Origin of the sequence: Anaerophilus nitritigenes, assembly GCF_004138215.1 — a bacterium.
Classification (GTDB): domain Bacteria; phylum Bacillota; class Clostridia; order Peptostreptococcales; family Thermotaleaceae; genus Anaerophilus; species Anaerophilus nitritogenes.
Window position 1 is genome coordinate 83121 of record NZ_RYYS01000027.1, and the last position, 24775, is coordinate 107895.

Annotated in this window: 29 protein-coding genes and 1 other RNA gene; 7 read left to right on the forward strand and 23 right to left on the reverse strand. The window is 28.8% G+C overall.

All coding sequences use genetic code 11. The features are described 5' to 3' along the window. Nucleotides 1–165: 165 nt before the first annotated feature. Together pduL and EK368_RS03560 are read right to left on the reverse strand one after the other, a co-directional pair. On the reverse strand, nucleotides 166–741 hold the full coding sequence (gene pduL, locus EK368_RS03555; protein ID WP_243109351.1) for a phosphate propanoyltransferase: 576 nt from the start codon (nucleotides 739–741) through the stop codon (nucleotides 166–168). A gap of 111 nt (nucleotides 742–852) precedes the next feature. Next, nucleotides 853–1431, reverse strand: coding sequence for a flavodoxin family protein (locus EK368_RS03560; protein WP_129596484.1), 579 nt, complete (start codon nucleotides 1429–1431; stop codon nucleotides 853–855). Between the two features lie 136 nt (nucleotides 1432–1567). Between EK368_RS03560 and EK368_RS03565 the strand changes: the two genes are divergently transcribed. Beyond that, a complete protein-coding gene (locus tag EK368_RS03565; protein ID WP_129596485.1) occupies nucleotides 1568–2074 on the forward strand; it encodes a hypothetical protein in 507 nt (168 codons plus the stop codon). Nucleotides 2075–2151: 77 nt separating this feature from the next. Here EK368_RS03565 and EK368_RS14785 read toward each other — a convergent pair whose 3' ends face one another. The 4 genes from EK368_RS14785 to EK368_RS03580 form a co-directional block, all read right to left on the reverse strand. After that, nucleotides 2152–2319: a hypothetical protein gene (locus tag EK368_RS14785; RefSeq protein WP_165000308.1), complete on the reverse strand. Its 168-nt coding sequence runs from the start codon at nucleotides 2317–2319 to the stop codon at nucleotides 2152–2154. 75 nt (nucleotides 2320–2394) lie between these two features. After that, nucleotides 2395–2934, reverse strand: a complete 540-nt coding sequence (gene hpt / locus EK368_RS03570; protein WP_129596487.1) for a hypoxanthine phosphoribosyltransferase — start codon at nucleotides 2932–2934, stop codon at nucleotides 2395–2397. Nucleotides 2935–3039: 105 nt separating this feature from the next. Beyond that, on the reverse strand, nucleotides 3040–3579 hold the full coding sequence (locus EK368_RS03575) for a cob(I)yrinic acid a,c-diamide adenosyltransferase (protein ID WP_129596489.1): 540 nt from the start codon (nucleotides 3577–3579) through the stop codon (nucleotides 3040–3042). Nucleotides 3580–3653: 74 nt separating this feature from the next. Continuing rightward, entirely contained in the window at nucleotides 3654–4013 is a 360-nt protein-coding gene (locus EK368_RS03580; protein ID WP_129596491.1) for a YkvA family protein, read from the reverse strand. Nucleotides 4014–4118: 105 nt separating this feature from the next. On the opposite strand from EK368_RS03580, the gene EK368_RS03585 reads away from it, so the two are divergent. Then, nucleotides 4119–4583: a hypothetical protein gene (locus tag EK368_RS03585; RefSeq protein WP_129596493.1), complete on the forward strand. Its 465-nt coding sequence runs from the start codon at nucleotides 4119–4121 to the stop codon at nucleotides 4581–4583. A 27-nt stretch (nucleotides 4584–4610) separates the two neighbouring features. Here the strand turns inward: EK368_RS03585 and EK368_RS03590 are convergent, their stop codons facing one another. Further along, complete coding sequence (locus tag EK368_RS03590; RefSeq protein ID WP_165000310.1) at nucleotides 4611–5759, reverse strand: AlbA family DNA-binding domain-containing protein; 1149 nt, start codon at nucleotides 5757–5759, stop codon at nucleotides 4611–4613. 160 nt (nucleotides 5760–5919) lie between these two features. On the opposite strand from EK368_RS03590, the gene EK368_RS03595 reads away from it, so the two are divergent. Beyond that, nucleotides 5920–6816: a selenium metabolism-associated LysR family transcriptional regulator gene (locus EK368_RS03595; RefSeq protein ID WP_129596497.1), complete on the forward strand. Its 897-nt coding sequence runs from the start codon at nucleotides 5920–5922 to the stop codon at nucleotides 6814–6816. A 44-nt stretch (nucleotides 6817–6860) separates the two neighbouring features. Here EK368_RS03595 and EK368_RS03600 read toward each other — a convergent pair whose 3' ends face one another. The 14 genes from EK368_RS03600 to EK368_RS03665 form a co-directional block, all read right to left on the reverse strand. Beyond that, nucleotides 6861–8261 carry an aminopeptidase gene (locus tag EK368_RS03600; RefSeq protein ID WP_129596500.1) on the reverse strand — a complete coding sequence of 467 codons (1401 nt, stop codon included), beginning with the start codon at nucleotides 8259–8261 and terminating at the stop codon, nucleotides 6861–6863. A gap of 11 nt (nucleotides 8262–8272) precedes the next feature. Further along, the gene (locus tag EK368_RS03605; RefSeq protein ID WP_279222254.1) at nucleotides 8273–8926 is read right to left on the reverse strand and encodes a response regulator transcription factor; all 654 of its coding nucleotides are present in this window, start codon (nucleotides 8924–8926) and stop codon (nucleotides 8273–8275) included. Further along, on the reverse strand, nucleotides 8927–10090 hold the full coding sequence (locus EK368_RS03610) for a sensor histidine kinase (RefSeq protein WP_129596502.1): 1164 nt from the start codon (nucleotides 10088–10090) through the stop codon (nucleotides 8927–8929). It lies immediately after the preceding gene. Nucleotides 10091–10251: 161 nt separating this feature from the next. Then, complete coding sequence (locus tag EK368_RS03615) at nucleotides 10252–10731, reverse strand: hypothetical protein (protein WP_129596504.1); 480 nt, start codon at nucleotides 10729–10731, stop codon at nucleotides 10252–10254. Between the two features lie 188 nt (nucleotides 10732–10919). Next, nucleotides 10920–11378, reverse strand: a complete 459-nt coding sequence (locus tag EK368_RS03620) for a chemotaxis protein CheW (RefSeq protein WP_129596505.1) — start codon at nucleotides 11376–11378, stop codon at nucleotides 10920–10922. A 155-nt stretch (nucleotides 11379–11533) separates the two neighbouring features. After that, on the reverse strand, nucleotides 11534–11704 hold the full coding sequence (locus tag EK368_RS03625) for a DUF896 domain-containing protein (protein ID WP_129596507.1): 171 nt from the start codon (nucleotides 11702–11704) through the stop codon (nucleotides 11534–11536). Nucleotides 11705–11761: 57 nt separating this feature from the next. Then, the gene (locus EK368_RS03630; RefSeq protein WP_129596509.1) at nucleotides 11762–13624 is read right to left on the reverse strand and encodes a YgiQ family radical SAM protein; all 1863 of its coding nucleotides are present in this window, start codon (nucleotides 13622–13624) and stop codon (nucleotides 11762–11764) included. Between the two features lie 86 nt (nucleotides 13625–13710). Then, on the reverse strand, nucleotides 13711–13956 hold the full coding sequence (locus EK368_RS03635) for a YkuS family protein (RefSeq protein WP_129596511.1): 246 nt from the start codon (nucleotides 13954–13956) through the stop codon (nucleotides 13711–13713). 67 nt (nucleotides 13957–14023) lie between these two features. Further along, on the reverse strand, nucleotides 14024–15025 hold the full coding sequence (locus tag EK368_RS03640; RefSeq protein ID WP_243109352.1) for a LacI family DNA-binding transcriptional regulator: 1002 nt from the start codon (nucleotides 15023–15025) through the stop codon (nucleotides 14024–14026). A 91-nt stretch (nucleotides 15026–15116) separates the two neighbouring features. Beyond that, nucleotides 15117–16013, reverse strand: coding sequence for a diacylglycerol/lipid kinase family protein (locus tag EK368_RS03645; protein ID WP_129596515.1), 897 nt, complete (start codon nucleotides 16011–16013; stop codon nucleotides 15117–15119). 43 nt (nucleotides 16014–16056) lie between these two features. Next, nucleotides 16057–17550, reverse strand: coding sequence for a MocR-like pyridoxine biosynthesis transcription factor PdxR (gene pdxR / locus EK368_RS03650; protein WP_129596517.1), 1494 nt, complete (start codon nucleotides 17548–17550; stop codon nucleotides 16057–16059). Nucleotides 17551–17682: 132 nt separating this feature from the next. Beyond that, complete coding sequence (locus tag EK368_RS03655) at nucleotides 17683–17874, reverse strand: hypothetical protein (protein ID WP_129596518.1); 192 nt, start codon at nucleotides 17872–17874, stop codon at nucleotides 17683–17685. A gap of 117 nt (nucleotides 17875–17991) precedes the next feature. After that, entirely contained in the window at nucleotides 17992–18234 is a 243-nt protein-coding gene (locus EK368_RS03660) for a hypothetical protein (RefSeq protein WP_129596521.1), read from the reverse strand. Continuing rightward, a complete protein-coding gene (locus EK368_RS03665; protein WP_129596523.1) occupies nucleotides 18234–18827 on the reverse strand; it encodes a 2'-5' RNA ligase family protein in 594 nt (197 codons plus the stop codon). Before EK368_RS03665 ends, EK368_RS03660 begins: the two co-directional genes overlap by 1 nt. Nucleotides 18828–19010: 183 nt before the next feature. Here EK368_RS03665 and spoVB point away from each other — a divergent pair, with 183 nt between their 5' ends. Continuing rightward, a complete protein-coding gene (spoVB, locus tag EK368_RS03670; protein ID WP_129596525.1) occupies nucleotides 19011–20555 on the forward strand; it encodes a stage V sporulation protein B in 1545 nt (514 codons plus the stop codon). Between the two features lie 13 nt (nucleotides 20556–20568). On the opposite strand, the gene ssrS is transcribed toward spoVB, so the two are convergent. Continuing rightward, nucleotides 20569–20746: non-coding RNA, 6S RNA (gene ssrS, locus EK368_RS03675), on the reverse strand. 68 nt (nucleotides 20747–20814) lie between these two features. Continuing rightward, complete coding sequence (locus tag EK368_RS03680) at nucleotides 20815–22569, reverse strand: ATP-dependent metallopeptidase FtsH/Yme1/Tma family protein (RefSeq protein ID WP_129596527.1); 1755 nt, start codon at nucleotides 22567–22569, stop codon at nucleotides 20815–20817. A 177-nt stretch (nucleotides 22570–22746) separates the two neighbouring features. Here EK368_RS03680 and EK368_RS03685 point away from each other — a divergent pair, with 177 nt between their 5' ends. The 3 genes from EK368_RS03685 to bioD all read left to right on the forward strand — a co-directional run bounded on the left by EK368_RS03685 (nucleotide 22747) and on the right by bioD (nucleotide 24774). Further along, nucleotides 22747–22941 (forward strand): hypothetical protein, encoded by a 195-nt coding sequence (locus EK368_RS03685; RefSeq protein ID WP_129596529.1) that lies wholly within the window; start codon nucleotides 22747–22749, stop codon nucleotides 22939–22941. 190 nt (nucleotides 22942–23131) lie between these two features. Further along, entirely contained in the window at nucleotides 23132–24091 is a 960-nt protein-coding gene (gene bioB, locus EK368_RS03690; protein WP_129596531.1) for a biotin synthase BioB, read from the forward strand. Further along, a complete protein-coding gene (gene bioD, locus EK368_RS03695) occupies nucleotides 24088–24774 on the forward strand; it encodes a dethiobiotin synthase (protein ID WP_129596534.1) in 687 nt (228 codons plus the stop codon). The genes bioB and bioD overlap by 4 nt, the downstream gene beginning before the upstream one ends. Nucleotide 24775 lies beyond the last annotated feature (1 nt).

Sequence of the window (24775 nt, forward strand, 5' to 3'; positions counted from 1 at the left end):
CAAGTTTAGAGTATATAAAATAACTGTATTAGGTAGAATTGTCTTAATGACGAATAGCCAATATTGTTTATACTTACTATATGTTATTTCACAAAATAGAAAAGGAGTTTCCTTTTTAAGGAAACTCCTTTTCTATTTTGTGAACAGCTAAAATATTATTGTTTATTATTTAATTACTTCAACCATTTGTCCATTTTTCATCGCTGCTGCATTTCCTTCATCCATATCCACATGTAATTCAAGAGCATGTGTATCGCCTACTCTTGCTAGGACATTCTCAAAAATCATCCCTCTTTCTCCATCTACTTTGATTTTTACAATGTCTTTATCTTTAATTCCAAATTTTTCTCCATCAGAAGTATGCATATGTAGATGTCTTGCAGCTACAATTACTCCTTCTTTAAGGTCTACTTCTCCTTTTGGTCCTACGATTTTCGCACCTGGAGTTCCTGCTAAATCTCCTGAAGCTTTGATTGGTGCTTTAACTCCTAATACAAATCCATCGGCAAGTGAAATTTCAATTTGAGTTTGTGCTCTAGCAGGACCTAATACTCTCACACCTTTTAATGTTCCCTTTGAACCTACAATGTCAACTTTTTCGTCACAGGCAAATTGAGCCGGTTGTCCTAAGTCTTTCATTGGTGTTAATTCATGACCTTCTCCAAATAAAATGTTAATATGTTCTTTGCTTAAGTGAATATGTTTATTGGATAATCCAACAGGTACTAAAATTTTTGACATAAAAAACACCCCTAATCTATAAATGATATAGCATTACTTATATATAAAATGCTCACATTACTATGATATATGTATCAGTTGAAAAAATCAATGCAAAAATATTTTTTTGTCTTATTTTGAAATTTCAGCTAATTTTTTCCCTAATTCAAAAGCTTCTTGTAATAATTTAGGTCTATCCTTTGTAAGCAATCTATCTGTATCTTGTGCAAAAAGATTATATGTATACTCTGTATTAATGGCCTTAAAGAACAAATCCATTACTAGCGTTGCTCCTAAAAATTGATGCTCTTTTTGTACACTCCCACCAGTAGCAATAAATAATCCTCTTCTTTTTTTGTTTCGATTGATAGATGGTTCATTTAAAATATATTTACTAGACCAAAACATCTGACACCGATCTACCATAATCTTCGTAATGCTACTAATAGAGTTAAAATAAATAGGAGAAGCTACAATAACAACATCTGATTGATCAAATTTTTTATAAAGATTATTCATATCATCCTTAATAATACAAAATCCTGTTTTCTCACAAGCTCCACATGCAGTACAAGAATGAATATGCATATTTGCAAGTTCTATCTTTTCTACTTCTATATCTTGTTCTTTCATTCCCTCTATTACTTTATTTAAAAGAGTATCTGTATTCATATTTCTTCGAGGACTTCCCAAAATTGCCAATGTCTTCAAATTTTTCACCCCTCTTTCTTATATTCCTTAGTATATGTCAACTTTTTATTTAAAACAATTTTTATTTTTTCTAATTTTTCATAATTTTTATAATATTTGGTAATAATAATATTACTTCAATAAAGGAGGCTTCCTTGTGCAAACTTTTAATTTACCTGATCACACCAAAATCGAATTGCAAAATCACATCAAAAAAAATATCCGAAAATATTATAAAGGATTAAAAAATGGCTCTTTAAAATACGACTTTTTTGTAACCACCCTTTTAACAAAAAACCCAAAACCTTCTTGGCTACAAGATTATCCAAGACTTGAAAAGAATCAAAAATTTAAAAACCATCTTATTGAATATACAACTAAAGAAATTACAAGATATATAGAATTAGAAGAAGAAAACAAATACAAACACACATACAAAACAGCTGTATTATGTAAAGATCAAGAAATAGAAAAAGTTATTCCTCTCTACATCAAAGAAAAACATGAACTTAAAAAAATATTATCTCAAAATGGATACACTTTATGTATTCCAATAAAATTTTTAAGCCATACTGAATCTAACTATTTAAAAAACTATATCCTTTATGGATATCCTATTCCTTTAGAGTGGTCTAAAATATTAAATTATATAAAAAAAGTGTAAATAGGATGTAAATCAACCCGCACTCTATTTACTATAAAGTACGGGTTGATTTACAATCTAATAAAAAACACTAAAATCTATGCCATAGCTCTTTCTAATTTGTCTAAATACTGAATAGGAAACATCCTTAAAAGTTCTTTAAATTGTTCTACAGTTAGTCCTTCAGTCGTAGTATATATTCTTATTTGTTCATCTACATCTGCATTTTTAAATCTTTGTTTTACTTCTTCAAAATTAGTGTTCATATTATCAACTCCTATACAATATAAATAGTTTCTATATTATTATGAGGAATAATTATTTTTTTATTCTTGTCTTATTTATTTTTCATATACTTCTCTTTTAAGTATAGCTACATAAGGAAGATTTCTATATTTTTCAGCATAATCAATTCCATAACCAATAATAAATTCATCTGGTATGTCAAATCCCTTATAGTCTACCTTTAAATCTATCTTTCTTCTTTCTGGTTTATCTAATAACGTACATATTTTTAAGCTTTTAGGCTTTCTTGACAAAAGATTTTTACATAAATAATGAAGAGTAAGACCAGTATCAATAATATCTTCTACAATTAAAACATTTTTTTTCTCTATACTATCATCTAAATCTTTTATAATTTTCACTACTCCTGAACTAGTAGTCGAAAGTCCATAACTAGATACAGCCATAAAATCAATAGATATAGGGAGATCAATTTTTCTTATTAAGTCACTCATAAATACATTTGCACCTTTTAATATACCTACTACCAAAAGATCTTTGTCTTTATAATCCATTGCAATTTGTTTTCCTAACTCTTCTACTTTTTCATTCAATACTTTTTCACTGAATAATATTTGTGCTACATCCTCTTTCACAAATTTCACCTCTTTTATTTTTTCATATTGATATTATAGCATAGTTTCTTATATAGTGTACATTGATTTTCAAATTCTATATATCGTTCGTCTTTTTCATTTCATCTAGTTAGGTAGTTTCTCAAATTCTACATATACTAAATCTGTTTCTAAAAATCTTCCTAATGCATATATCAAATCAGAAAGTCTATTTACATATTTAATCAAAATAGGACTTACTTCTTCTTTTCTACTTAATGTAAGAATTCTTCTTTCTGCTCTTCTACAAACAGTTCTTGCTACATGTAAATAAGCACTTTCTATGTTGCTTCCTGGAATAATAAATTGATTGACTGTATCCATCTTTCCTACATAAATATCAATTGTTTTTTCTAATTCCTCTATATGTTCTTCTTTTATTTTTTCTGGAAATTTTTCACGATTCTTTGTAGCCAATTCCCCTGCTACATCAAACAATTGTCTTTGAATACCATATAATATATCTTTAATTTTTTGATCTTTTATATAATTTCTTGCTACTCCTAATATGGAGTTTAATTCATCAATGGTTCCATAGCTTTCAACCCTTATACTGTCTTTATCTACTCTTGTATTATCATACAAACTAGTTTCTCCTTTGTCTCCTGTTTTTGTATAAATCTTCATGGTCATTACCTCCTACAATTTTTTTATTATATACCCAATTTATTTAGTATAATCATCCACTACGCAACTCATTCTTATCTCTCATCATCTATTTTATATTCTACATCCTCAATAACTTTTTTCTTTTCAAAATCTTCTACATCCTTTTGTATATATTTATCTAGTTCTTTAGAAATTTTAGAAATCATATAACCTACTACTACAGCATCATCTATCCATCCCAAACCTAAGATAGGATCTGGTATTAAATCAATTGGACTTATTACATATACAATAGAGCCTACTATCATTATTTTTTTCCATTTAGAAACCTTCGGATCTTTGATGAGTTTATAAATTCCTTTTGTTTTTTTGAACACTTTTATGGATCTTTTCAATAACTTCATAAGAATTAATCCTTTCTTTTCAATACATTCTACCTTTTTATCATACATTTATTATTTCCTCTATTTAAAATTAAGTATACAAAGTAATAATCTTTTTTATTTGTTCATATATAATAAAAGAAACAACCTTTTTAAATAGGAGGTCTCCTGTATATGGAAAAACAAAAGAATCTTGTCCCTATCTATGAAAAATTTTTTCCTATGAAATGGATGCAACTTACAAAAACATTGAAAAAAATGACAAATCATAAATTTTATTGCCAAGTATTTACTCATCCTTTACAAAATCAATGGGAATTCATTTATTATTCTAAAGAAGGTATAAAAATTATTCTTGTCTTTTATAGTGATGGAATACAGTCTTATGTAGATATTAAAGAATTTTGTATTCCTAAAATCTATGTACAAAAAAATTATGACGAAAAAATTTTAACTACTCTTATCCAAAATATACTCCCATTAGATTTTCATATGATTCTTTTTTATATAAAAAATTCACATCATCTAGAACTTTGTACCAAAAATAGATTCAAAAAAAAAGATCCCTTTACTATGGTTCTTTCTATAAAAGCTACCTTCATTGAAACAAAATCTCAAAATAGTCATAAAAAAAGATAAAAGCTTTCCTTTTATCTTTTTTTATGACTATTTTATTCCAGGCATCACTACTTTAAAAATATTTCTTTTTTCTAAATTTAAGAATTTTACTTTCCCTATAGGTTCAAAAATTTTATTTATTTTTTCTAACCCTATTCCCGTCCTTATAAATTGATTATGATCATCTAATAATAAAAGTCTATTATAAAGCCAATGATTTCTTTTAGAAGGGTTTGAATCTCTCATAATAGTATGAATATTACTACCCTTTGGTAGTGTTCCTGGATTGCTCACTTCTACTTTTTGATCTCCTATTACAACTACAACATCTCTTAATATATCTGTATAATCCCTATGAACTACAGCATTTGCAATGCATTCATAAATAGCTTCTTTAGGATAATCTATATTTTTTAAATAATTAGATATAAATTGTTTACTTTTATTGAGCATATGTATAATATTTCCATTTATGCTATGAATAATTTTTTTGCCTTTATCAAATGTAATGATTTTAATGCCACAATAACTTAAATATATTTGAGGATTATCACAAAAAAGTAAGACCCCTCCAATAGTAGGATACGTTTGATTTGTTTCATGATCTAAATGAATAATACCAAGACTATTCCAAATTTGTTTTTTAAAATTTTCATAATCTTTCATCCCCATTTTATTCATATATTGATTAATCAATTCTCTATTTAAAACATCAATTTTTAGATTATATAAAGGTGTAAGTTCATTATGAATCAATCCTACTTCTTGAAATATACTTGCAATTTCATCTCTCCTTGCTATATCTGTAGTCGATCCTCTTCGTATATAAAAAGCTCCAGTTTGTCTCATTTGATGTGGTCTCTGAAAGCTTTTAAAAATGGTAATAACCCCTATATATTTTTCATCATACAAAATATGCTCTACTCTAATATTAACCGGTGGATCACATCTTTGACTAATAATCTGTTGTAATCTTTCTTCTATTAAATGATTCGGATGCATACCTATTATTTTCTTTTCTTTATCTTTTATCCCTATAATTAAATAGCCTCTTCCTCCAATACTATTCGCAATAGCGATAACGTCCTTTGCAAATTCTTTTTTTTGTGATTCAGTCTCAAGATATAAGCTCTCCTTAAAATCTAATTTCATTCCTTCTTTTTGTTTTAGCAAAATTTTAAGTTTTTGAATATTCATAAAACCATTCCCTTCAAAGATGGTAAAATGATTACTATATATCATATGCTTTATTTTATATATTCAGTATACCTTATTTTTTCTAAAAAAAACAAATATTTGATAATTATTCTAGTAAATGATACTATTAATATAGACCATAAACCTAGGGGGTGACCTAATGGACTTTAGACAACTTGAAACTTTTATAACCATTGCTAGGTTAAAAAGTTTTTCCAAAGCAGCGGATGCCCTTTTTTTAACCCAACCTACTATTAGCAATCATATTCAGAATTTAGAAAATGAATTAAGTACAGTACTTATCAATCGATCTAACAAAAAAGTGACCTTAACAAAAGCTGGTGAAATATTATTTACACATGCTATAGAAATTTTAAACAAAAGAGAGCAAGCACTATTTTCTTTAGAATCTTTTAAAGATAGAATAGAAGGCACCCTTGAAATTGCTTGTAGTACAATTCCTGAACAATATATATTGCCTCCACTACTTCAATCTTTTCATAAAAAATATCCTGAGGTACAATACAATCTTCTACATTATGATTCAACACAAGTAGTCCAGTCCATTTTAAATGGTAAAATAGATTTTGGCTTTGTAGGCGCAAAAGTAGAGCATAAGCATCTAGAATATATCCAAGTCTTTAAAGACAATCTAGTACTCATTGCACCCAATACAGATCCTTATAAAAATATGGATCATGTATCTATTGACTTTTTATTAAAAGAAAAAATCATACTAAGAGAAAAAGGCTCTGGTACTAGAAAAATATTTGAACAAATTCTTCAGGAGCACAATTTATCTTTAGAGCAACTACATGTGGTAGCTTACATAGAAAATACTGGTGCTTTAAAACAATGTGTACGAAATGGACTAGGTATGAGTATTATTTCTAATTTGGCTATACAAGATGAAATAAAATTTAATCTTGTAAAAAAAATAGAACTTGCTCATGTAGATACTTCGCGTAAATTTTATTTTGTATATTACAAACCTAGGATTTTATCTCCTCTAGCAGAAACATTTAAAACTTTTATGCTTACATCTCAAAATGAGTAAAAAATCGAGTATATACCCGATTTTTTACTCATTTTTCTTAAACTTTATCTATCCAAAAAAGCATTATATGCCTTATAGGTCATATATATATCAAATTTACTAGCAATCTCCATAGGAGCATGCATACTTAAAAGAGGAGTTCCACAATCTATGACTTCTGCTCCATATCCAGCAAGAATATAAGCTATTGTTCCTCCTCCTCCTTGATCTACTTTCCCTAACTCTCCAATCTGCCATAAAACATTTTGGTTATTGAAAATATTTCTTATTTCTCCTAAAAATTCTGCATTGGCATCATTTGATCCTGATTTTCCTCTTGCACCTGTATATTTAGAAACTAAAACTCCTTTACCTAAAAAGGCTGCATTTCTTTTATCTAAAACATCAGGAAAATTAGGGTCAAAAGCAGCTCCTACATCTGCAGATAACACTTTTGAGTTTGATAATGCTCTTCTTAGCTTTAAATCTACTAAATTTATTTCTTGCAAACTAATCAACTCTGCAACTGCATTTTCAAAAAATCTTGATTGCATACCCGTATTTCCTACACTTCCTATTTCCTCTTTATCGGCAAACAATGCAACGGCTGTTTGAGCAGGATGATCTATATTGAGTATAGCCTTAAAAGCAGTGTATGCACATACTCTATCGTCTTGACCATAAGCTCCTACAAGACTTCTATCTATTCCTACATCTCTCGCTTTTCCTGAAGGAACAATCTCAATTTCAGCAGTTAAAAAATCTTCTTCCTCCATATTGTATTTTTCATATAATAAATGCAATACATTATATTTTATTTTTTCTTTTATCTCTTCATCTTCACAAGGAATACTACCTATAATAACATTGAGACCTTCTCCTGTAATTGCATCACTTAATTTTTTTTCATTTTGATTTTTAGAAAGATGTGGCAATAAATCTGTAATATAAAATACAGGATCTGTTTCTTCTTCTCCAATACAAATATCTATCTTTTCTCCATTTTTATTGATAAACACCCCATGCATTGCTAGAGGAATTGTTGTCCATTGATATTTTTTAATACCTCCATAATAATGAGTTTTTAAAAGAGCTAATTCTCCATCCTCATATAGAGGAAAAGGTTTTAAATCAAGTCTTGGGGAATCAATATGCGCTGCAACAATATTCATTCCAGATTCTATACTTTCTTGTCCGATTACAAATAGTGCTAGTGCTTTTCCTTTTTGATTTACATAAATTTTTTCTCCAATTTGAATCTTTTCTTTTCCACTTATGTATTCTTTTATATCTTTATATCCATTTAATTTAGCTTTTTTAATCATTTCTTCAACACATTTTCTTTCTGTTTTTCCTCGATCAAGAAATTGTTTATAGTCTTGACAAAACTCAAATACTCTTTCTTTCTTTTTCTTATCAATGATTTCCCAACCCTTTTGGAAAGAAAAAACATCACTTGTATTCATATTACTCCCTCCTATATTTTTTTTATATTATGCTTATACGCATAAATAGCAGCTTGGGTTCGATCACTTACTTCAATTTTTCTAAATATATTAGACACATGATTTTTTACTGTTTTTTCACTAATAAACAAATTATCAGCAATTTCTCTATTATTTTTTCCCTCTGCAATTAAACCTAATACCTCATACTCTCTCCTCGTTAATTTATCTTTTTTATACAGATCATCTGACTTATCATGTTTGTTATACTCTTTTACCAGACTAGAAGCAAGAGAAGGATGAATATAAGAATGACCCAAATAAACATCTCTTATAGCTTTTACTAAGCTAGAAGATTCTGCATCCTTTAATACATAACCTGATGCTCCTATATTGATCGTCTCAAATAAGTATTCTTGATCTTCATGAATAGTTAACATAATAATTTTAGAATCTGTTCCCATATCTTTTAATCTTCTTAGAGCTTGAATTCCATTCATGTTAGGCATATTTATATCTAATAAAATTACATCCGGTTTAAGTTTTTGAGATTTCTTAATAGTATCCTCTCCATCTACTGCTAATTCTACTACTTTAATATCATCTTCTAACTCTATAATTTGTTTTAACCCTTGCCTCATCAATTCATGATCATCTGCTATTAAGACTCTTATTACATCATACACTTAATTTCCCTCCTCATCGTTTAAAGGAATGATTACTTTTATCCTCGTTCCCATTCCAACACTACTTTGAATATCAATTTTCCCTTTTAATAGTTCTACTCTCTCTCTCATAATAAATAAACCAAATCCACTCTCTTGTTTATTTGTAAGTGATATCTTCTCCATATCAAAACCTACTCCATCATCTATGATTAAAACATTTATTTTATCATCCATAGACTCTATTTTGACAATTACAGTAGATGCTTTTGCATATTTTCTTACATTATTTAAAGCTTCTTGAATAATTCTAAATAGTGAAAGTTGCACAACTGTCTTTTCTACTTCTTGTGTACAATTTGCAGAAAAATTTACAGGTATCTTCGTTTCTTCTTTAAAATTTATAATCAATCTTTCAATGGTAGGAACTAATCCTAAATCATCTAAAGACATAGGTCTTAAATCATATATAATCTTTCTTACATCCTTTAAACATCCTCTTACAATACCTTTTAACTGTTCTAATTCATATTTTGCTTGATCTATATCCTTTTGAAGAAGTTTTTCACAAATTTCTGCTTTAATGACTACATTTGCCATAGATTGTGCAGGTCCATCATGAATTTCTCTAGCTACTCTTTGTCTTTCCTCTTCTTGTCCTTTAATGATTCGAATCCCTATTTCTTCTTTTTGTTGAATTCCTTCTAAATGTTCCAGTACATCTTTTAAGTTTCCGCTTAGATAGCCTAATGCAACACCTACTTGTGAAACTAACGTTTCTGCACTTTTTACTACCTCATAAGCACTTTTGAGTCTTTTTTCCAAGTCTGATCTTTGTCTTAGTAATTCTTTTTCTTCATTTCTTTTTAGTCTTATATTTACTTGTAATTCACTTGCTTCCTCATACGCTGCTTTGATATCTTTTTCGCAATATTTACTAAAATTTTTGCTCACCATAGCTAATCTATATCTACTCTTTTTTTCTAATCCTTCTAACATATCTACTTCATTAATAATATGAAGTGCCTTTTTTTTTATGATCAGAAGTTCTTCTTCTAATGATTTACATTCTTTTCTAGATCTTTCAGCAATCTCAAATATTTCATTTTTTCCCTTTTCAATGGCATCAATAGTATGTCCTAATATCTCATTCATCTTTTTTACACTTAATGCAGGTTTATACATAATCCACCTCTATTTATATACTTCTTGACAAAGCCATATGTATTTTAGTCTTCATTCGACATTATTCTCTAAAACATTTCTTCAACAATAATCAAATTCCTTCTTCTATTATTGAAAATATTATATATACAAATAATAAACTGTCTATATAGACAGTTTTATTAATTTAGATTATAGTCAGAAATCTTCCAATGCTCGCCTTCTTGCTTTAGGAGAACATTATAGGTAATTTCCTCTTCATATTTTGTATCTAAACTTTCCATTTTCCATATAATATTTACCTTAGCTGTTATTTCATTTTTTTTACACACTACATCTTCTATATTTGAAATATTTACATCTACGACTTTATCCATATCTGTAGGATATTCATATACTTGTCTAAATGCTTCTTCATCAAAAGATAACAAAGGATTTGTTACAATTTTTTGTAATTCTTCCATCCAAATTTCTTGATCCATATCTTCTTTATAAATCTCATTCCATAAATTCGCTCTTTCTTTAAAAAGCTGTTCAATTAATTTTTTTTCTTTTTCAAAGTTGCTTTGTATACTCCATTTTGTCTTTGCATCTACAAAACCTATCTTTGCATAAAGCATAGTCGTCACTAAGATTAAAAAAAACAGCAAAGCCTTTTTCATTGTAAAGTTCCTCCTATATCTTGTGTATTTTAATTTATTATACACTAGCTATAGTTTGAAATTTGACCTTTGCTGTTGTCAAATACTTTTTTTTTATCTACACAAAAATCTATTTTTTTAAAATTTCACCATAAATCCTTTATTAACTATAGAATCATCATAAATTTCCTTATTCTCGTCAACAAATATTAGAATTCAGAAATTTCTTGTATTTTTTCCTTTTCTTCATCTGTCAAAACATATTCTAAATCTAGTAGTAAAACAATCTTATCTTCTAATTTTCCAACTCCAGTTATATATTTTTTATCTACTCCTACAATCATATCTGGTGCAGGTTCAATGTTTTCTTCTGTAATTCTTAATACCTGTGAAGCTTCATCTACAACAAATCCTACCTGTTTTTCCTTTAAATGAATTACAATGACTCTTGTATCTGAATGAATTCCTATATCCTCTAAATGAAATCTTTTTTTTAAGTTAATGATAGGAATAATTTCTCCTCTAAGATTAATAATTCCATCTACAAAATTAGGTGTATTGGGAACTTTTACAGTTTGTTTATATTCTGTAATTTCCTTTACATTCATAATATCTACTCCATAAGATTCTCCCTCAAGTTTAAATATTACATATTGACATTCTGCCAATTTTAAATCCCCCTCTACATTTATTAAAAATTTATTTTCAACTACCATAGTAGAATGTAAGTTTTTGATATACTCTTTTCATAATATATATTCTATATAACTAATCATTTTCCTTTTTCTTTTACAAAAAAAGAATAAATTTACATTTATTCTTTTTAGTCCACCAACTCAATATTTTCTAGTTGTTTTCTAAAGTTCTCACGAAAACCTTTTAAATAAACTTCTCTTAATTTTTTCTGTTCCACTTTCTCTTCTTCTGTTAATCCCTCTTGCTTTGATTTTTTTGCTAAAAAATTAATACGCTCTATTAATTCTTTTGTAATCACAATTTTTCACCTCTCTATTCTTTTAATATTTTATAAGAAAGAAATTTTTTCGTCAAATCACTTTCTTTTTCTTTTATGTTTTTTTCCTCTTATATCTTTTGTTTTTATATTTTTCTTATCTTCTCCTTTAGGTTGAATCAAAGCTTTGGGACCATATCCTATCAAATCTTTTCTTCTTGATAAAAGAAGTGCTTTTTTGACTAATTCATAATTTTTAGGATTCCTATATTGAAGTAGTGCCCTTTGCATAGCTTTTTCTTCTCTACTTTTAGGAACATATACTTCTTTCATCGTCCTTGGATCAAATCCTGTATAAAACATACAAGTGGATAAAGTTCCCGGAGTAGGATAAAAGTCTTGTACTTGTTCTGGACGATAATGAATGTCTCTTAAATATTCTGCCATTTCAATAGCAGCCTCTAAATCACTTCCTGGATGACTAGACATCAAATAAGGAACTAAAAATTGTTTTTTCCCTATTTTTTCATTGATTTTATAATATTTATCTACGAATTTATCATATACTTCTCTTCTTGGTTTACCCATTAAATCTAATACCTTAGGAGAAATATGCTCTGGTGCTACTTTTAATTGTCCACTTACATGATGTTTACATAATTCTTGTAAAAATTCATCCTTTTTATCTGCCATAATATAATCATATCGAAGTCCAGAGCGAACAAAAACTTTTTTTACACCTTCTATGCTTCTTATTTTTTTTAAAAGATCTAAATATTCTTCATGATCCACATATAAATTTTTACAAGGATTAGGGTATAAGCACTGTTTATTTTTACATGTTCCATGTTTTTTTTGTTTTTCACAAGCTACATGCCTAAAATTTGCAGTAGGACCTCCTACATCATGAATATAACCTTTAAAATCTTTATCTCCTACAATCTTTTGTGCTTCTTCTATGATAGATTCTTGACTTCTACTTTGAATCACTCTTCCTTGGTGAAAAGTAAGTGCACAAAAAGAACAGCCTCCAAAACATCCTCTTTCGCTAATAATACTATGTTTCACCTCTTGAATAGAAGGAACTCCTCCCATTTTTTCATAAACAGGATGATAATTTCTCATATAAGAAAGACTATACACTCTATCTAATTCCACTTGACTTAAAGGAAGTACTGGAGGATTTTGTACAATATAAACATCTTTATGCTTTTGTATTAACACTTCTCCTCTAATACTATCTTGTCCCTCATATTGAATTTTAAAAGCTTTTGCATAAGCTTTTTTATCTGTAGATACTTCCTCATAAGAAGGAACCTCTATATAATCATACACCTCTTCTAAATTCTCTACTGTATAACATGTACCTTGAATATGCCTAATATATTTTATATCTAATCCATTATTTAAAAGATCTGCAATTTCAATAACTTGTCGCTCTCCCATTCCAAATATCAAAAGATCTGCTTCACTATCAAATAACAGGGATCTTCTTACCTTATCACTCCAATAATCATAGTGAGCAAATCTTCTTAAACTTGCTTCTAACCCTCCTAAAATAATAGGTACTTTTTTATATGCTTGTTTAACCATATTGGTATACACAATACTTGCCCGATCAGGTCTAAGACCCATTTTTCCTCCTGGCGAATACAAATCTTTATCTCTTCTTTTTTTACTCACTGTATAATGATTTACCATAGAATCCAAATTTCCAGCATTTATTAAAAAAGCGAGTCTTGGTCTTCCTAATTTTTTAAAATCAGAAGTACTTCTCCAATCTGGCTGGGCAATAATTCCTACTTTATATCCTGCATCTTCTAATACTCTTGAAATAACAGCTGTTCCAAAGCTCGGATGATCTACATATGCATCTCCTGTAATAATAATAAAATCTAATTGCTCCCAACCTCTTTTTTGCATATCCTCTTTACAAATAGGTAAAAACTCACTTTTTATCATCTTTTCTATCTCTCCTATCACAACAATACCTATATTATAATATGTTTTTTACAAAATGACTACAAAAAAGACCTCATTTGAGGTCTTTAGCTAAGAGTATTATTTAACTGAGTAGCCACATCTTCCGGAGTCATTCCTGATACATTGATTACAGATGTTTTTGTATTTGTATCTTGCATTCCTAGTATATTACTATTTTGTCCTGATACGATGATGGCATCAAAATTTTTTAAATTTTTTCTACTACTTTCTAAATCTCTTACTTCGTATCCTTGTATACTTAAATAACTTTTTATATTTTTTAATGATTTTTCTACAGCAACTTTTTTCACAGCTTATACACCTCCTAATGTAGGACTTTGCAATTTTATTATTCCTACTTAGAAGAAAAAATATACTTTATATTTTTTTGCTACTCTCTCTTTCAATGAGCTCATGAGGAAGAATCACCACTTTATTATCTACTTCTTCTTTCTCAATTTGTTTTACAATCATTCTCATAGCTACAGCACCAATATCATAAATAGGTTGATGAATAGTTGTAAGCTTTGGTCTATACATAGATGCTAATTTAATATCGTTAAAACCCACTACTGAAATGTCTCTTGGAACCTTATATCCATGATCTAATAAACAGTTTATAGCTCCTATAGCCATTACGTCACTGGTAGCAAAAATTGCACTAGGGAGGTTTCCTTTTTCTATAAATTCTTTTACAATCTCATAGCTTTCATCTAATTTAAAATTTCCGTATTGAATCAATTCTTCATCTAATGCTAGATTATATTCTTCTAATGCTTTTTTATATCCTCTATATTGATCATATCCAAAAGCATCTTGATCTAAAGTATTTCGAATGAGTGCAATTTTCTTATGTCCATTTTCAATTAAATATTTTGTTATTTCATAAGCAGCCTCAAAATTATCAATAGATACAGAAGGAATTTCTAATTCACTAGTGTTTCTATTGATGGTAACCATTGGAATATCTATATGTTCTAATTCATCTACAATATTTTGAAATTTCCATGTCATAAATATAATTCCTTCTACTTGTTTAGATCTTAAAAAGTTTAGATATCTTTTTTCCTGTTCCACATCTGCATATGTATTACATAAAATCATATCGTATCCATACATTTTCCCTACTTCTTCTATTCCGTTTAATATTTCTCCAATAAAAAAATTAGATATATCTGGAATAACGACACCGATTAATTGACTTTTTTTCATTACTAGACTTCTTGCCACAGGATTGGGACGATATCCTGTTTCTTCAATAACTTGCAATACCTTTTGTCTAATTTCACTACTTACAGGTTTAGATCCATTAATCACACGAGAAACAGTAGATATGGAAACACCTGCCCTCTTTGCTACATCTTTAATTGTTATACTCAAAGTATTCACTCCCGTTCCCATATATTTTTACTTATATCTTATATCTTTCTACAGCTTCTATACCATTTCCTTCTTCGAATATAAGTATTTTTTAAGGTGTAAAAACTTCTAAAACTTTTGGAATCACCTCAATTGTTGCTGGAAGAGCTCCTCCTTCTTCTCCATCTATATCTAAGTTTACTTTTGTATAATCTTTGCATTCTAATCTTATTTTAGAAGATTGTAAATACACTACTTTAGGATGATAGATATGTTCTCCTTTCATAGCTTGAAAAAATAATCCAATAAATTCAGGTATATCCGATTTTTTTATAATACATATATCAAGCATCCCATCATCAATCTTAGCCTTAGGAGCTAATCTTTTAAATCCTCCTACCATAGGAGTATTACTAATGATAAACATAAAGGTATCTTCTTCTCCTAGACATTCTTCTGTTTCCATAGAAAGTTTAATACTTTTAAACATTTGCTTAGGAATTTCTTTCATTCCTTCTACATAATAAGCATATTTTCCTAGCCATGTTTTTACATTAGATGAAACCTTATACCCTACATCTGTTAAAATTCCACCTGCTAATACATTAATAAAATAGCGATCTCCTATTTTTCCTACATCTACTTTTTTCTTTTGATTTTTTTTAAGCATATTACAAAATCCCCATACATCTGTAGGGATTTGTAGATAATTGGCAAAATCATTTACAGTTCCTGCTGGTAAGATGGCTAGAGGTATTTTGTTTTTTCCTATCATAATTCCATTAATTACTTCGTTGACGGTTCCATCTCCTCCTACAGCAACCACATAATCATATTCATCTTTTTTTAATGCTTTTACACTCTCATAAGCATCGCCCTTTTTCTTTAATATAAGTACATCTATATGATTTAGAGTTCCTTCTAATATTAAATTTCCAATGATTCTATCTAATTTTTTTTGAAGCAACTGCTTTCCCGATGAAGGATTTATAATAAATTTTGCCTTCATTTTTTATCACCTCATGATTTTTTAAATGACTTTTTTTATTCTTCTATAAAAGTGGTGTATATCCATCTGATGATTTTCTTTGTACAGAATCTTTTTGAATAAACGTATTGATCACTTGACCTAATTTTTTCATTCCTACTTCAATATCTTTAGGATATACAGAAGCAATACTAAGTCTAAAAAATCTATTTTCTGATTTGGTAGGAAAAAATATAGATCCAGGTAAAATCAGTATATTATGTTTGGCAGCTTCCAAATAAAGTTGATCTGCATCATATCCTTGTGGAAGAGCAAACCAAAAATTCAAACCTCCTGATGGAAGTATATATTCAAGATCTAAGGATTTAAAGTATTTGTCTATGCAAATTTTCATTTGATCAAATCGATCTTTGTATATTCTTTCCATATACTCAATATGTCTTTTCCATATACCTTTTCTTAAATACAAATCAAAGACTCTTTGATTAAGCCCTGAAGTTGAAATATCCGATGTATGTTTGGCAGCTAAAATTTTATGATGTATTCTTTTAGGAAGAACTAAAAATCCTAGTCTCAATCCAGGCATAAAAATTTTTGAAAAGCTTTTAATATAAATAACACAATCCTCTGTATCAAGACTTTTTAAGGTAGTATTGTCCTTACTATAAAAACTTAAATCACTTAAATAATCATCTTCTACAATAAAAACTCCATATTTTTGAGCTAATTCAATAATTTTAAATTTCTTCTCTTTACTATAAGAATATCCAGTAGGATTTTGAAAATTAGGCATTAAATAAATTAATTTGGGATGATACATTTTAATGCTTTCTTCTAAAATTTCTATATTAATTCCATCTGCTTCAATAGGAACACTTACAATTTTTGCTTCTCTTGACTTAAATGTTCCAATGGCACCTGTATACGTAGGATCTTCTACAATAATAGTATCTTTATAGTCTACAAACGCTTTAGAGATCACATCAATACCTTGTTGTGCTCCTGATATAATTTGAACATTTTCAAATTTTGTATGGATACAAATCTCTTTTAAATAATCTACTAAAGCTTCTCTCAAAGGATAATATCCCTGACTTTCTTGATAACTAAAAGCATCTCCTTTATCTCTATCTAATACTTCATTTAAAAGTCTTTGAAAATCCTCTACTGGAAACAAATCCGAAGTAGGTGTAGCACTAGCAAAGCTAATCATATTTTCTTTAATTTGCATCTGTCCTCTATCCATTAATTTAAAATCCTCATCTAAAGGATATTTTTCAAATAAATCTCCTGAGAAACTTTCTTCTTTTCGAGGTGCTACAAAAGTCCCACTACCAATTTTTTTATGTACAAATCCTTCTTTTTCCAAAAGATCATATGCATTCACAACTGTACTTGTATTTACCCCTAAATCATTGGCAAGCTGTCTAATAGGTGGAAGCTTTTCATTGGCGCTTACTTTGTTGTCTAGAATCAATTGACGTACTTTTTGAAATAACTGTATATAAAGATGCTGAGGAGCTTTCTTATCTAAAGAAATATTTTTATAAACGTCCATTATAACCTCCTGTATCTAAATCTTTTATTGAATATTTACTTTGTTATGGTACATTTTATATACTCCTCTCCATTATACAAGACTTTATATTATTTTGCTACAAATTAATAAAGTGCGGAATTCCGCACTTTATTAATTTCTATCATATTTATCAATAAATTGTTGTAACTTTCTTGCTTGCATCCCTGACTCTTCTGCAAATTGTTTAAAAGTACTTGCAACTTCTTGATCTTGTACTTTCTTTGAAAACATTTCATAATCACGAACATTTTCTTGAGCATCTAGTAATTTTTTCATAATCGTATCTCTTGTATTCATTTCCATTAGCAACACCTCCTTATCTTTTCTACTATATTTTTTACTTTTCCATATTTATTATGTACATTTTAATGAAATATATTTTTATTTTAAAATCAAAAGACCTAAAAAAATTAGGAATTTTTATATCTTTACACAATGAATAGGAACTCTTTTATCATAGCGACAACTTTCGCAGTAAAATAAATGCATACACTTATTTTCATCTACTCCATCACTTAACTGTGTAATATTTATAGGTAAATATGGACTATAATCATCTAAAAAATCAGTAAATGGTCCTTTATTCTCCATATGTTTTCCACATATAGGACATTTTAATAAATAAACTGCCATACCATTACAAATAGGACAAACTAGCTCCATTATTCCGCCTCCATTTTTTTATCTTTATTTATTGTTTGCCCAATTTTTAGTTTTTTTATCAATCTTTTTTTAGGATTTAAATTAGGATACCATAGTTCTAAATGATCAATCAGAGATGATTCTATAAATTGAAATTTTCTTACTTTTTCCCAAGCTTGTTTCATCTCTTCTTCACTCCATTCTCTTCCATGTATTCCCGCCAAACTAATGTGAAAAATCATTTCTTCTGGACTAAATTCCCTTACTCTAAATCCATTCTCCTGCATACTTTTATGTATAAAGGAGTAAATATTTTTTAGTTCTTCTGTTTTTACAATATGTAGGGTAATACATTTGTGAGGACTAGGAATATAACCAAACCCATTTGATCTTATTTCAAAAGGACTACTTTCTAAAAGAATTCGTTCTAATTTTTTTTGTATTTCATTGATTTCTTTTTCATCCTTATAATAAAACCCATCTATAGTCAAATGAATTTGAGGTAGTAAATCCTTTCCTAAATCATATTCTTTCCAAAGAGACCTTTGTATTTTTACACAACAATTGTAGAGAGGTCCTTTTGGAATTGCAACTAAAAAAACCATATTCTCCATATCAGCCCTCCTATTCTTTAAAATTATATATTTATCATATTATATATCTATACCCTATGGTAAACATTTTAAAAACATTTATACTGTTTATCCTCCTATTAAAAATACTATAATTTTTGTAATATATCCCTTCTTATTAGAATATGTATAAACAGTAAATTGCTATATAAAGAGGGGTTTTCTATGCGAAAAAATTCATTTATCTATGCTACTTTTATTTTAGTAATTGTAAATTTTATTGTAAGATTTTTAGGATTTGCCTATAAAATTTTTCTCTCTCGTATCATAGGTGCAGAAGGAATAGGTCTTTTTCATTTAGTTTTCCCTATTTTAATGATATTGATTACTTTTACTACTGCTGGGATTCCTGTTGCTGTATCTAAGCTTACAGCTCATTATTTTTCTTTACATGATGAAAAAACATGTAGAAAAATTTTAAAAACAGCTTTAATCTTAGGTTTTTTTATAAGCTTAATTCTTTGTATATTCCTTGTTTTCTATGCCAAACATATAAGTTTTTATTTTATTAAAAACAAAGACACCTATGAAAGTCTTATAGCACTACCTCCTTCTATTGTCTTTATCACATTATCATCTATATTTAGAGGATATTATTATGGTATGAAAAACGTAGAACCTCCTGGAATATCTCAAATTTTAGAACAAATTGTAAGGATTTCTTTTGTATTAGGGAGTTTGTACTTACTTTCTCCTTTAGAAGTAAAACATGCTTCTATGATCGCAGTCATAGGAATAGCTGTAGGAGAATTGGCAGGTTTATTATGGCTTATTTTTAAATTTCAATCTCATAAAAATATTTATATTCCAAATCTTCAAATAAAAAATACAAATAAAACACTCTTAGGAAAAATTATATATATATCTCTTCCAATTACACTTACAAGGCTTATTGCTGTCATCATGCAATCTATAAATTCAGTGCTTATTCCACAGAGATTGCAATTATCAGGCTATAGCTTTCAATCAGCGATAGCTACTTTTGGAAAAATCACTGGAATGGCTATGCCCCTTTTATTTTTACCTTTTATTGTAACTTCTGCTTTAGTAGTCAACATTATTCCATCTATATCACAGGAAATGGCTGTGAAAAATTTTAGAGAAATTCGTTTAAAATCTCATATTGCCATTCGAATTACTTTACTTATTTCCCTTCCCATCATGGCTATATTCTTATTTTTTTCCAAACCAATATGTAGCTTTTTATATGATGTAGATTATGTAGATACATACCTATCTTATCTTTCCTGTGCAACTGTATTTTTGTGTCTACATCATACGGTATCTGGAATTCTTCATGGAATGGGAAAACAAGTAGTCACAACAATTCATCACCTTTTGGGAATGGTCATTCAGTTAATTTGTACTTACTATCTAGTAGCAAATCCACGTTTTGCAGAAAATGGATTTATCTTGGGTTTCATTTTATCTACATTTATTATTTGTCTATTAAATATAAAAAGTCTCAATCACTTTATGCCATTAGACTTTCATTTTTTCAATCATATTCTAAAACCTATCTTATCAACAATTTTGATGATTATTTCTATAAAGTTTACTTATGCTCAATGTACCTGTATGAATTTTATTCCTTTGATCAATATTGCTTTAAGTATAAGCATAGGATTTATTGTTTATATGAGTGCCATTATATTGTCTAAAAGCATAAGCATTAAAACTTTAAAATGGATTATCACTCAAAAAAAATAAAGAGGGCTATATAGCCCTCCCCAGAATGCCGTTTACCTGAAAATTCATACCCGCCACTCACCTAAGTGGGTGATCTATCCTTCACTTTTGAAGTCCACTCTTTGGAGGCATTTCATCAGTAAAGGAACACGAGCTCCCGTATGTCCTTTGTAGGTTGAATTTTAAGGCTTTCACGCACACTCCAGGAATCATTAAATATATTATACACTATTTTATTACATTTTAAAAGAGTAGATATGCCTTAATTTTTCATTATTTTTTAAGCAACTCTTTGAATGATCTCTTTGATATTTTCTTCATTTAAAGTTTCTTTACATAGAAGTTGTTGTGCGATTTTATCCAATAATTCTTTATGAAGTTGTAATAATTCTTTCGTTTCTTTATATAAATTTTCCATGGTCTTTGTACATTCTTCTAATAACTTATGATCCATGCTTCCCTTATTTCCATATAGAACATCATAATTAATCATACCTATTTTTTTATTCATACCAAATTTTTTCATCATGGTTACGATTATTTCTGTAGCTTTTTGTATGTCATTACTTGCACCTGTGGTAATATTTTCTTCTCCAAAAATCATCTCTTCTGCACATCTTCCTGCTAAGGCAATTTTTATGTGGCTAAGCATTTCTTTTTTTGTTTGATACATTCTATCTGGAGGAATATTCATACTAAATCCTCCCGCTCCCTTTGTACTTGGAATAATCGTAACTTTTGTTACCTTATTTTCAGGAGCAATCAGCTTTGTCACTAATGCATGTCCAGCTTCATGGTAAGCCGTAATTTTTCTGTCAATTTGAGAAATTGTACTTCTATCTTTTTTCTCTTCTCCTGCAATCACTGTATAAAAAGCTTTGTCTATATGATGTGTATCAATTTGTTTTGCATCTTCTTTAGCAGCTAAAATAGCTGCTTCATTTAAAAGAGCTTCTAATTGAGCTCCACTAAAATACACTGTTTCCTGTGCTAAATTCTTTAAATCAATATCCTTTGAAATAGGCTTTGTTTCACTATATAATTTTAAAATCTCATATCTAGCATTTACATCAGGAAGTGAAACTTCAATTTGTCTATCAAATCTACCTGGACGAAGTAATGCTTCATCTAAAGTATCTAGTCTATTTGTTGCTGCCATTACGATAATTCCTTCATTATCATGAAATCCTGACATTTCTGTTAGCAATGCATTTAGAGTTCGATCTGTTTCATCGTTTCCACCTAGTCCATCTCTTTTTTTCCCTAAAGCATCTATTTCATCAATGAATATTACACATTTTTCTTTTTCTCTTGCTTTCTTGAATAAACTTCTTATTCTTCCTGCTCCTAATCCAGCATAAATTTGTACAAAATCTGATCCAGAAACTGCATAAAAAGGAACATTAGCTTCTCCTGCTAAAGCTTTAGCAAGTAAAGTCTTTCCTGTTCCTGGAGGCCCATAAAGAATTACTCCCCTTGGAATTCTTGCACCATATTTTGCATATTTATCTGGATTCTGTAGAAAATCTCCTAAATCCTTTATGCTTTCTTTTGCCTCTTCATTTCCAGCTACACTTGAAAAAGTAATTTTTATACTTCCTTGGTCAATAGCTTCCATACTAGACATTTTTGAAAACTCTCTAGAAGTCTGTCGTAAAGATTGCTTAGATAAAAAAAACCCCATAACACTAATAGCTATAATAAATCCTATAAAGCTAATAATATTAGTAACCACAAGACTTCCCTTATTTTCTTCTACCAAAACATTATGGGTCAAAAGAATTTCTTTGAAATTTTCTGTTCTTGGATTGTCTGTTATGAATTCTTTTCCATCCTTTAATATTCCTTTAATCTTGGGCTCATCTAATAAATATACTCGTTGAACCTTTTCATTTTTAATATAATCCATGAATTGATTATAAGATAGCTTTTGAGGCTCTTGTTGATTCCATAACATAAAATAAGCTATAGTGCCCATCAAACCTATTATAATAATCATAGCCATTAAAAATAATTTCTTTTTATTTTTCAACATAATAATACCCCCTTTAAAAATGATGTGGAGCGGGGTGGTTTACATAATGTATTATAACACATTTTAATAAATTGTCAAAGAACTGATTTATTCCTATATATGTAATTTATTTTATATTTTTTCCAAGTATAAGGTTTTTTTTTCTACAAAAACTATAATTGAAAGGATTGATGAATTATGAAAAAAAGAACATTCAAAAGAAATGAAAAAACTTTTACCACATATGATACTGAAATTTCAAGTGAACTTATAACTCAAAAGGTAGAAAATACAAATGATCTTACGTATCGCCAAAATAGCGGAGACTATGTAGGTGGAAAATCTATGGAAGATTTAATAAAGTTTGCTGAAGATCAAGTTATAAAAAAATAGTTTATCTACAGATTGTATATCTCTAAAATTCATGAGCTGAGATTTTCAAGGGAAAATTCCTTAAAAATCTCAGCTTTTGTATTTCTTTAAATAATTTTTGTTAGTATATTGTAAACCTTATTTGTTTATTTAGTTTACAATCAATTTTGTATGTGTTATACTTTTTTTAAAAAACAGGAGGCCTACACAAATGATTCAAGAATTAAAAAGAAAAATATTGAATAAACATAAAATCCATAGACAGGATGCAATAAAATTGATCCATGCAGATTTAGAAGAGTTGTGCTTAGCTGCTAATGAGATAAGAAAATATTTTTGTGGCAATGGGTTTGATATTTGCACAATCATTAATGGCAAAAGCGGCAAATGCTCCGAAGATTGCAAATATTGTGCCCAATCTTCTCATTATACAGTCCATGTTGAAGAATATCCATTGCTTGATGATGATACACTTCTTAAAGAGGCTTTATATAATCATAGCAAGGGAATTCTAAGATATTCTGTTGTAACATCTGGTAGAAAATTAACAGATAAAGAAGTTCTAAATATATGTAAAAGTTATAAGAATATAACTTCCAACTGTGATATTGCTTTGTGTGCTTCCCATGGATTATTATCCTATGAACAATTTGTCAAATTAAAAGAAGCAGGTGTAAAAAGATATCACAATAATCTTGAAACTTCACGCAGCAATTTTATAAATATATGCACAACTCATACATATGATGATAAGATCAACGCTATAAAAGATGCTCAAAAATCTGGACTTCAAGTATGTAGTGGAGGTATTATGGGTCTTGGAGAAACTATGGAGGATAGAATCGACATGGCACTTGATTTAAGAAAACTTTCTATAAAATCTATTCCTATCAATATTTTAAATCCTATTAAAGGAACTCCTTACGAGAATCTTTCATTGCTTACAATTAATGAAGTACGAAGAATCATTGCAATTTTTCGCTTTATTCTTCCTAAAGCTACCCTACGTCTTGCTGGAGGAAGAGGACTTTTACAAGATAAAGGTAAAAGCGTCTTACAGTCTGGAGCAAATGGTGCTATATCAGGTGATATGCTAACAACAGCAGGTATCAGCATTGATGAGGATCTTAGCATAATCTCAGAACTTGGATTTGAAGTGAAAATGCTATGAATAAAGGATTATTTATAACAGCTACTGGAACAGATGTAGGAAAAACTTTTGTAACAGCTCTTATTGTTAAAAAACTTCGGGATCATGGCATCCACGCAGGATATTATAAAGCCGCTTTAAGTGGAGCACAAAAAACAGGAAAATCACTTGTTCCGGGAGATGCAAAATATGTATGTGATATTTCAGGAATCAAAGATGATCCTCAAAATCTTGTTTCGTTTATTTATGAAACAGCAGTATCTCCACATCTTGCTGCTAAAATTGAAAATCATCCTGTTGATAAAAGTATTATTTTAAGAGATTTTGATCGACTAAAATTCAAATATGAATACATATGTGTTGAAGGAAGTGGCGGAATTATCTGCCCCTTACGAATAGATACTCAGACCATTATGTTAACTGATATTATAAAAATGCTACAGCTAGATATTATTATTATTGCATCCTCTTGCCTTGGAACAATAAATGAAACCGTTCTTACAGTAGAATATGCAAAAAAACTTGGAATAAACATAAAAGGAATTATATTAAACAGCTTTAACAAAGAAAATTTCCTTCATGTAGATAACAAAAAACAAATTGAATCCTTGACTGGAGTTTCTGTAATAGGATGTGTCGCTCAACATGCTTGTGATCTAGATATGGATCTTACGATTCTTACAGACATTTTTAAGGAGGTATAGA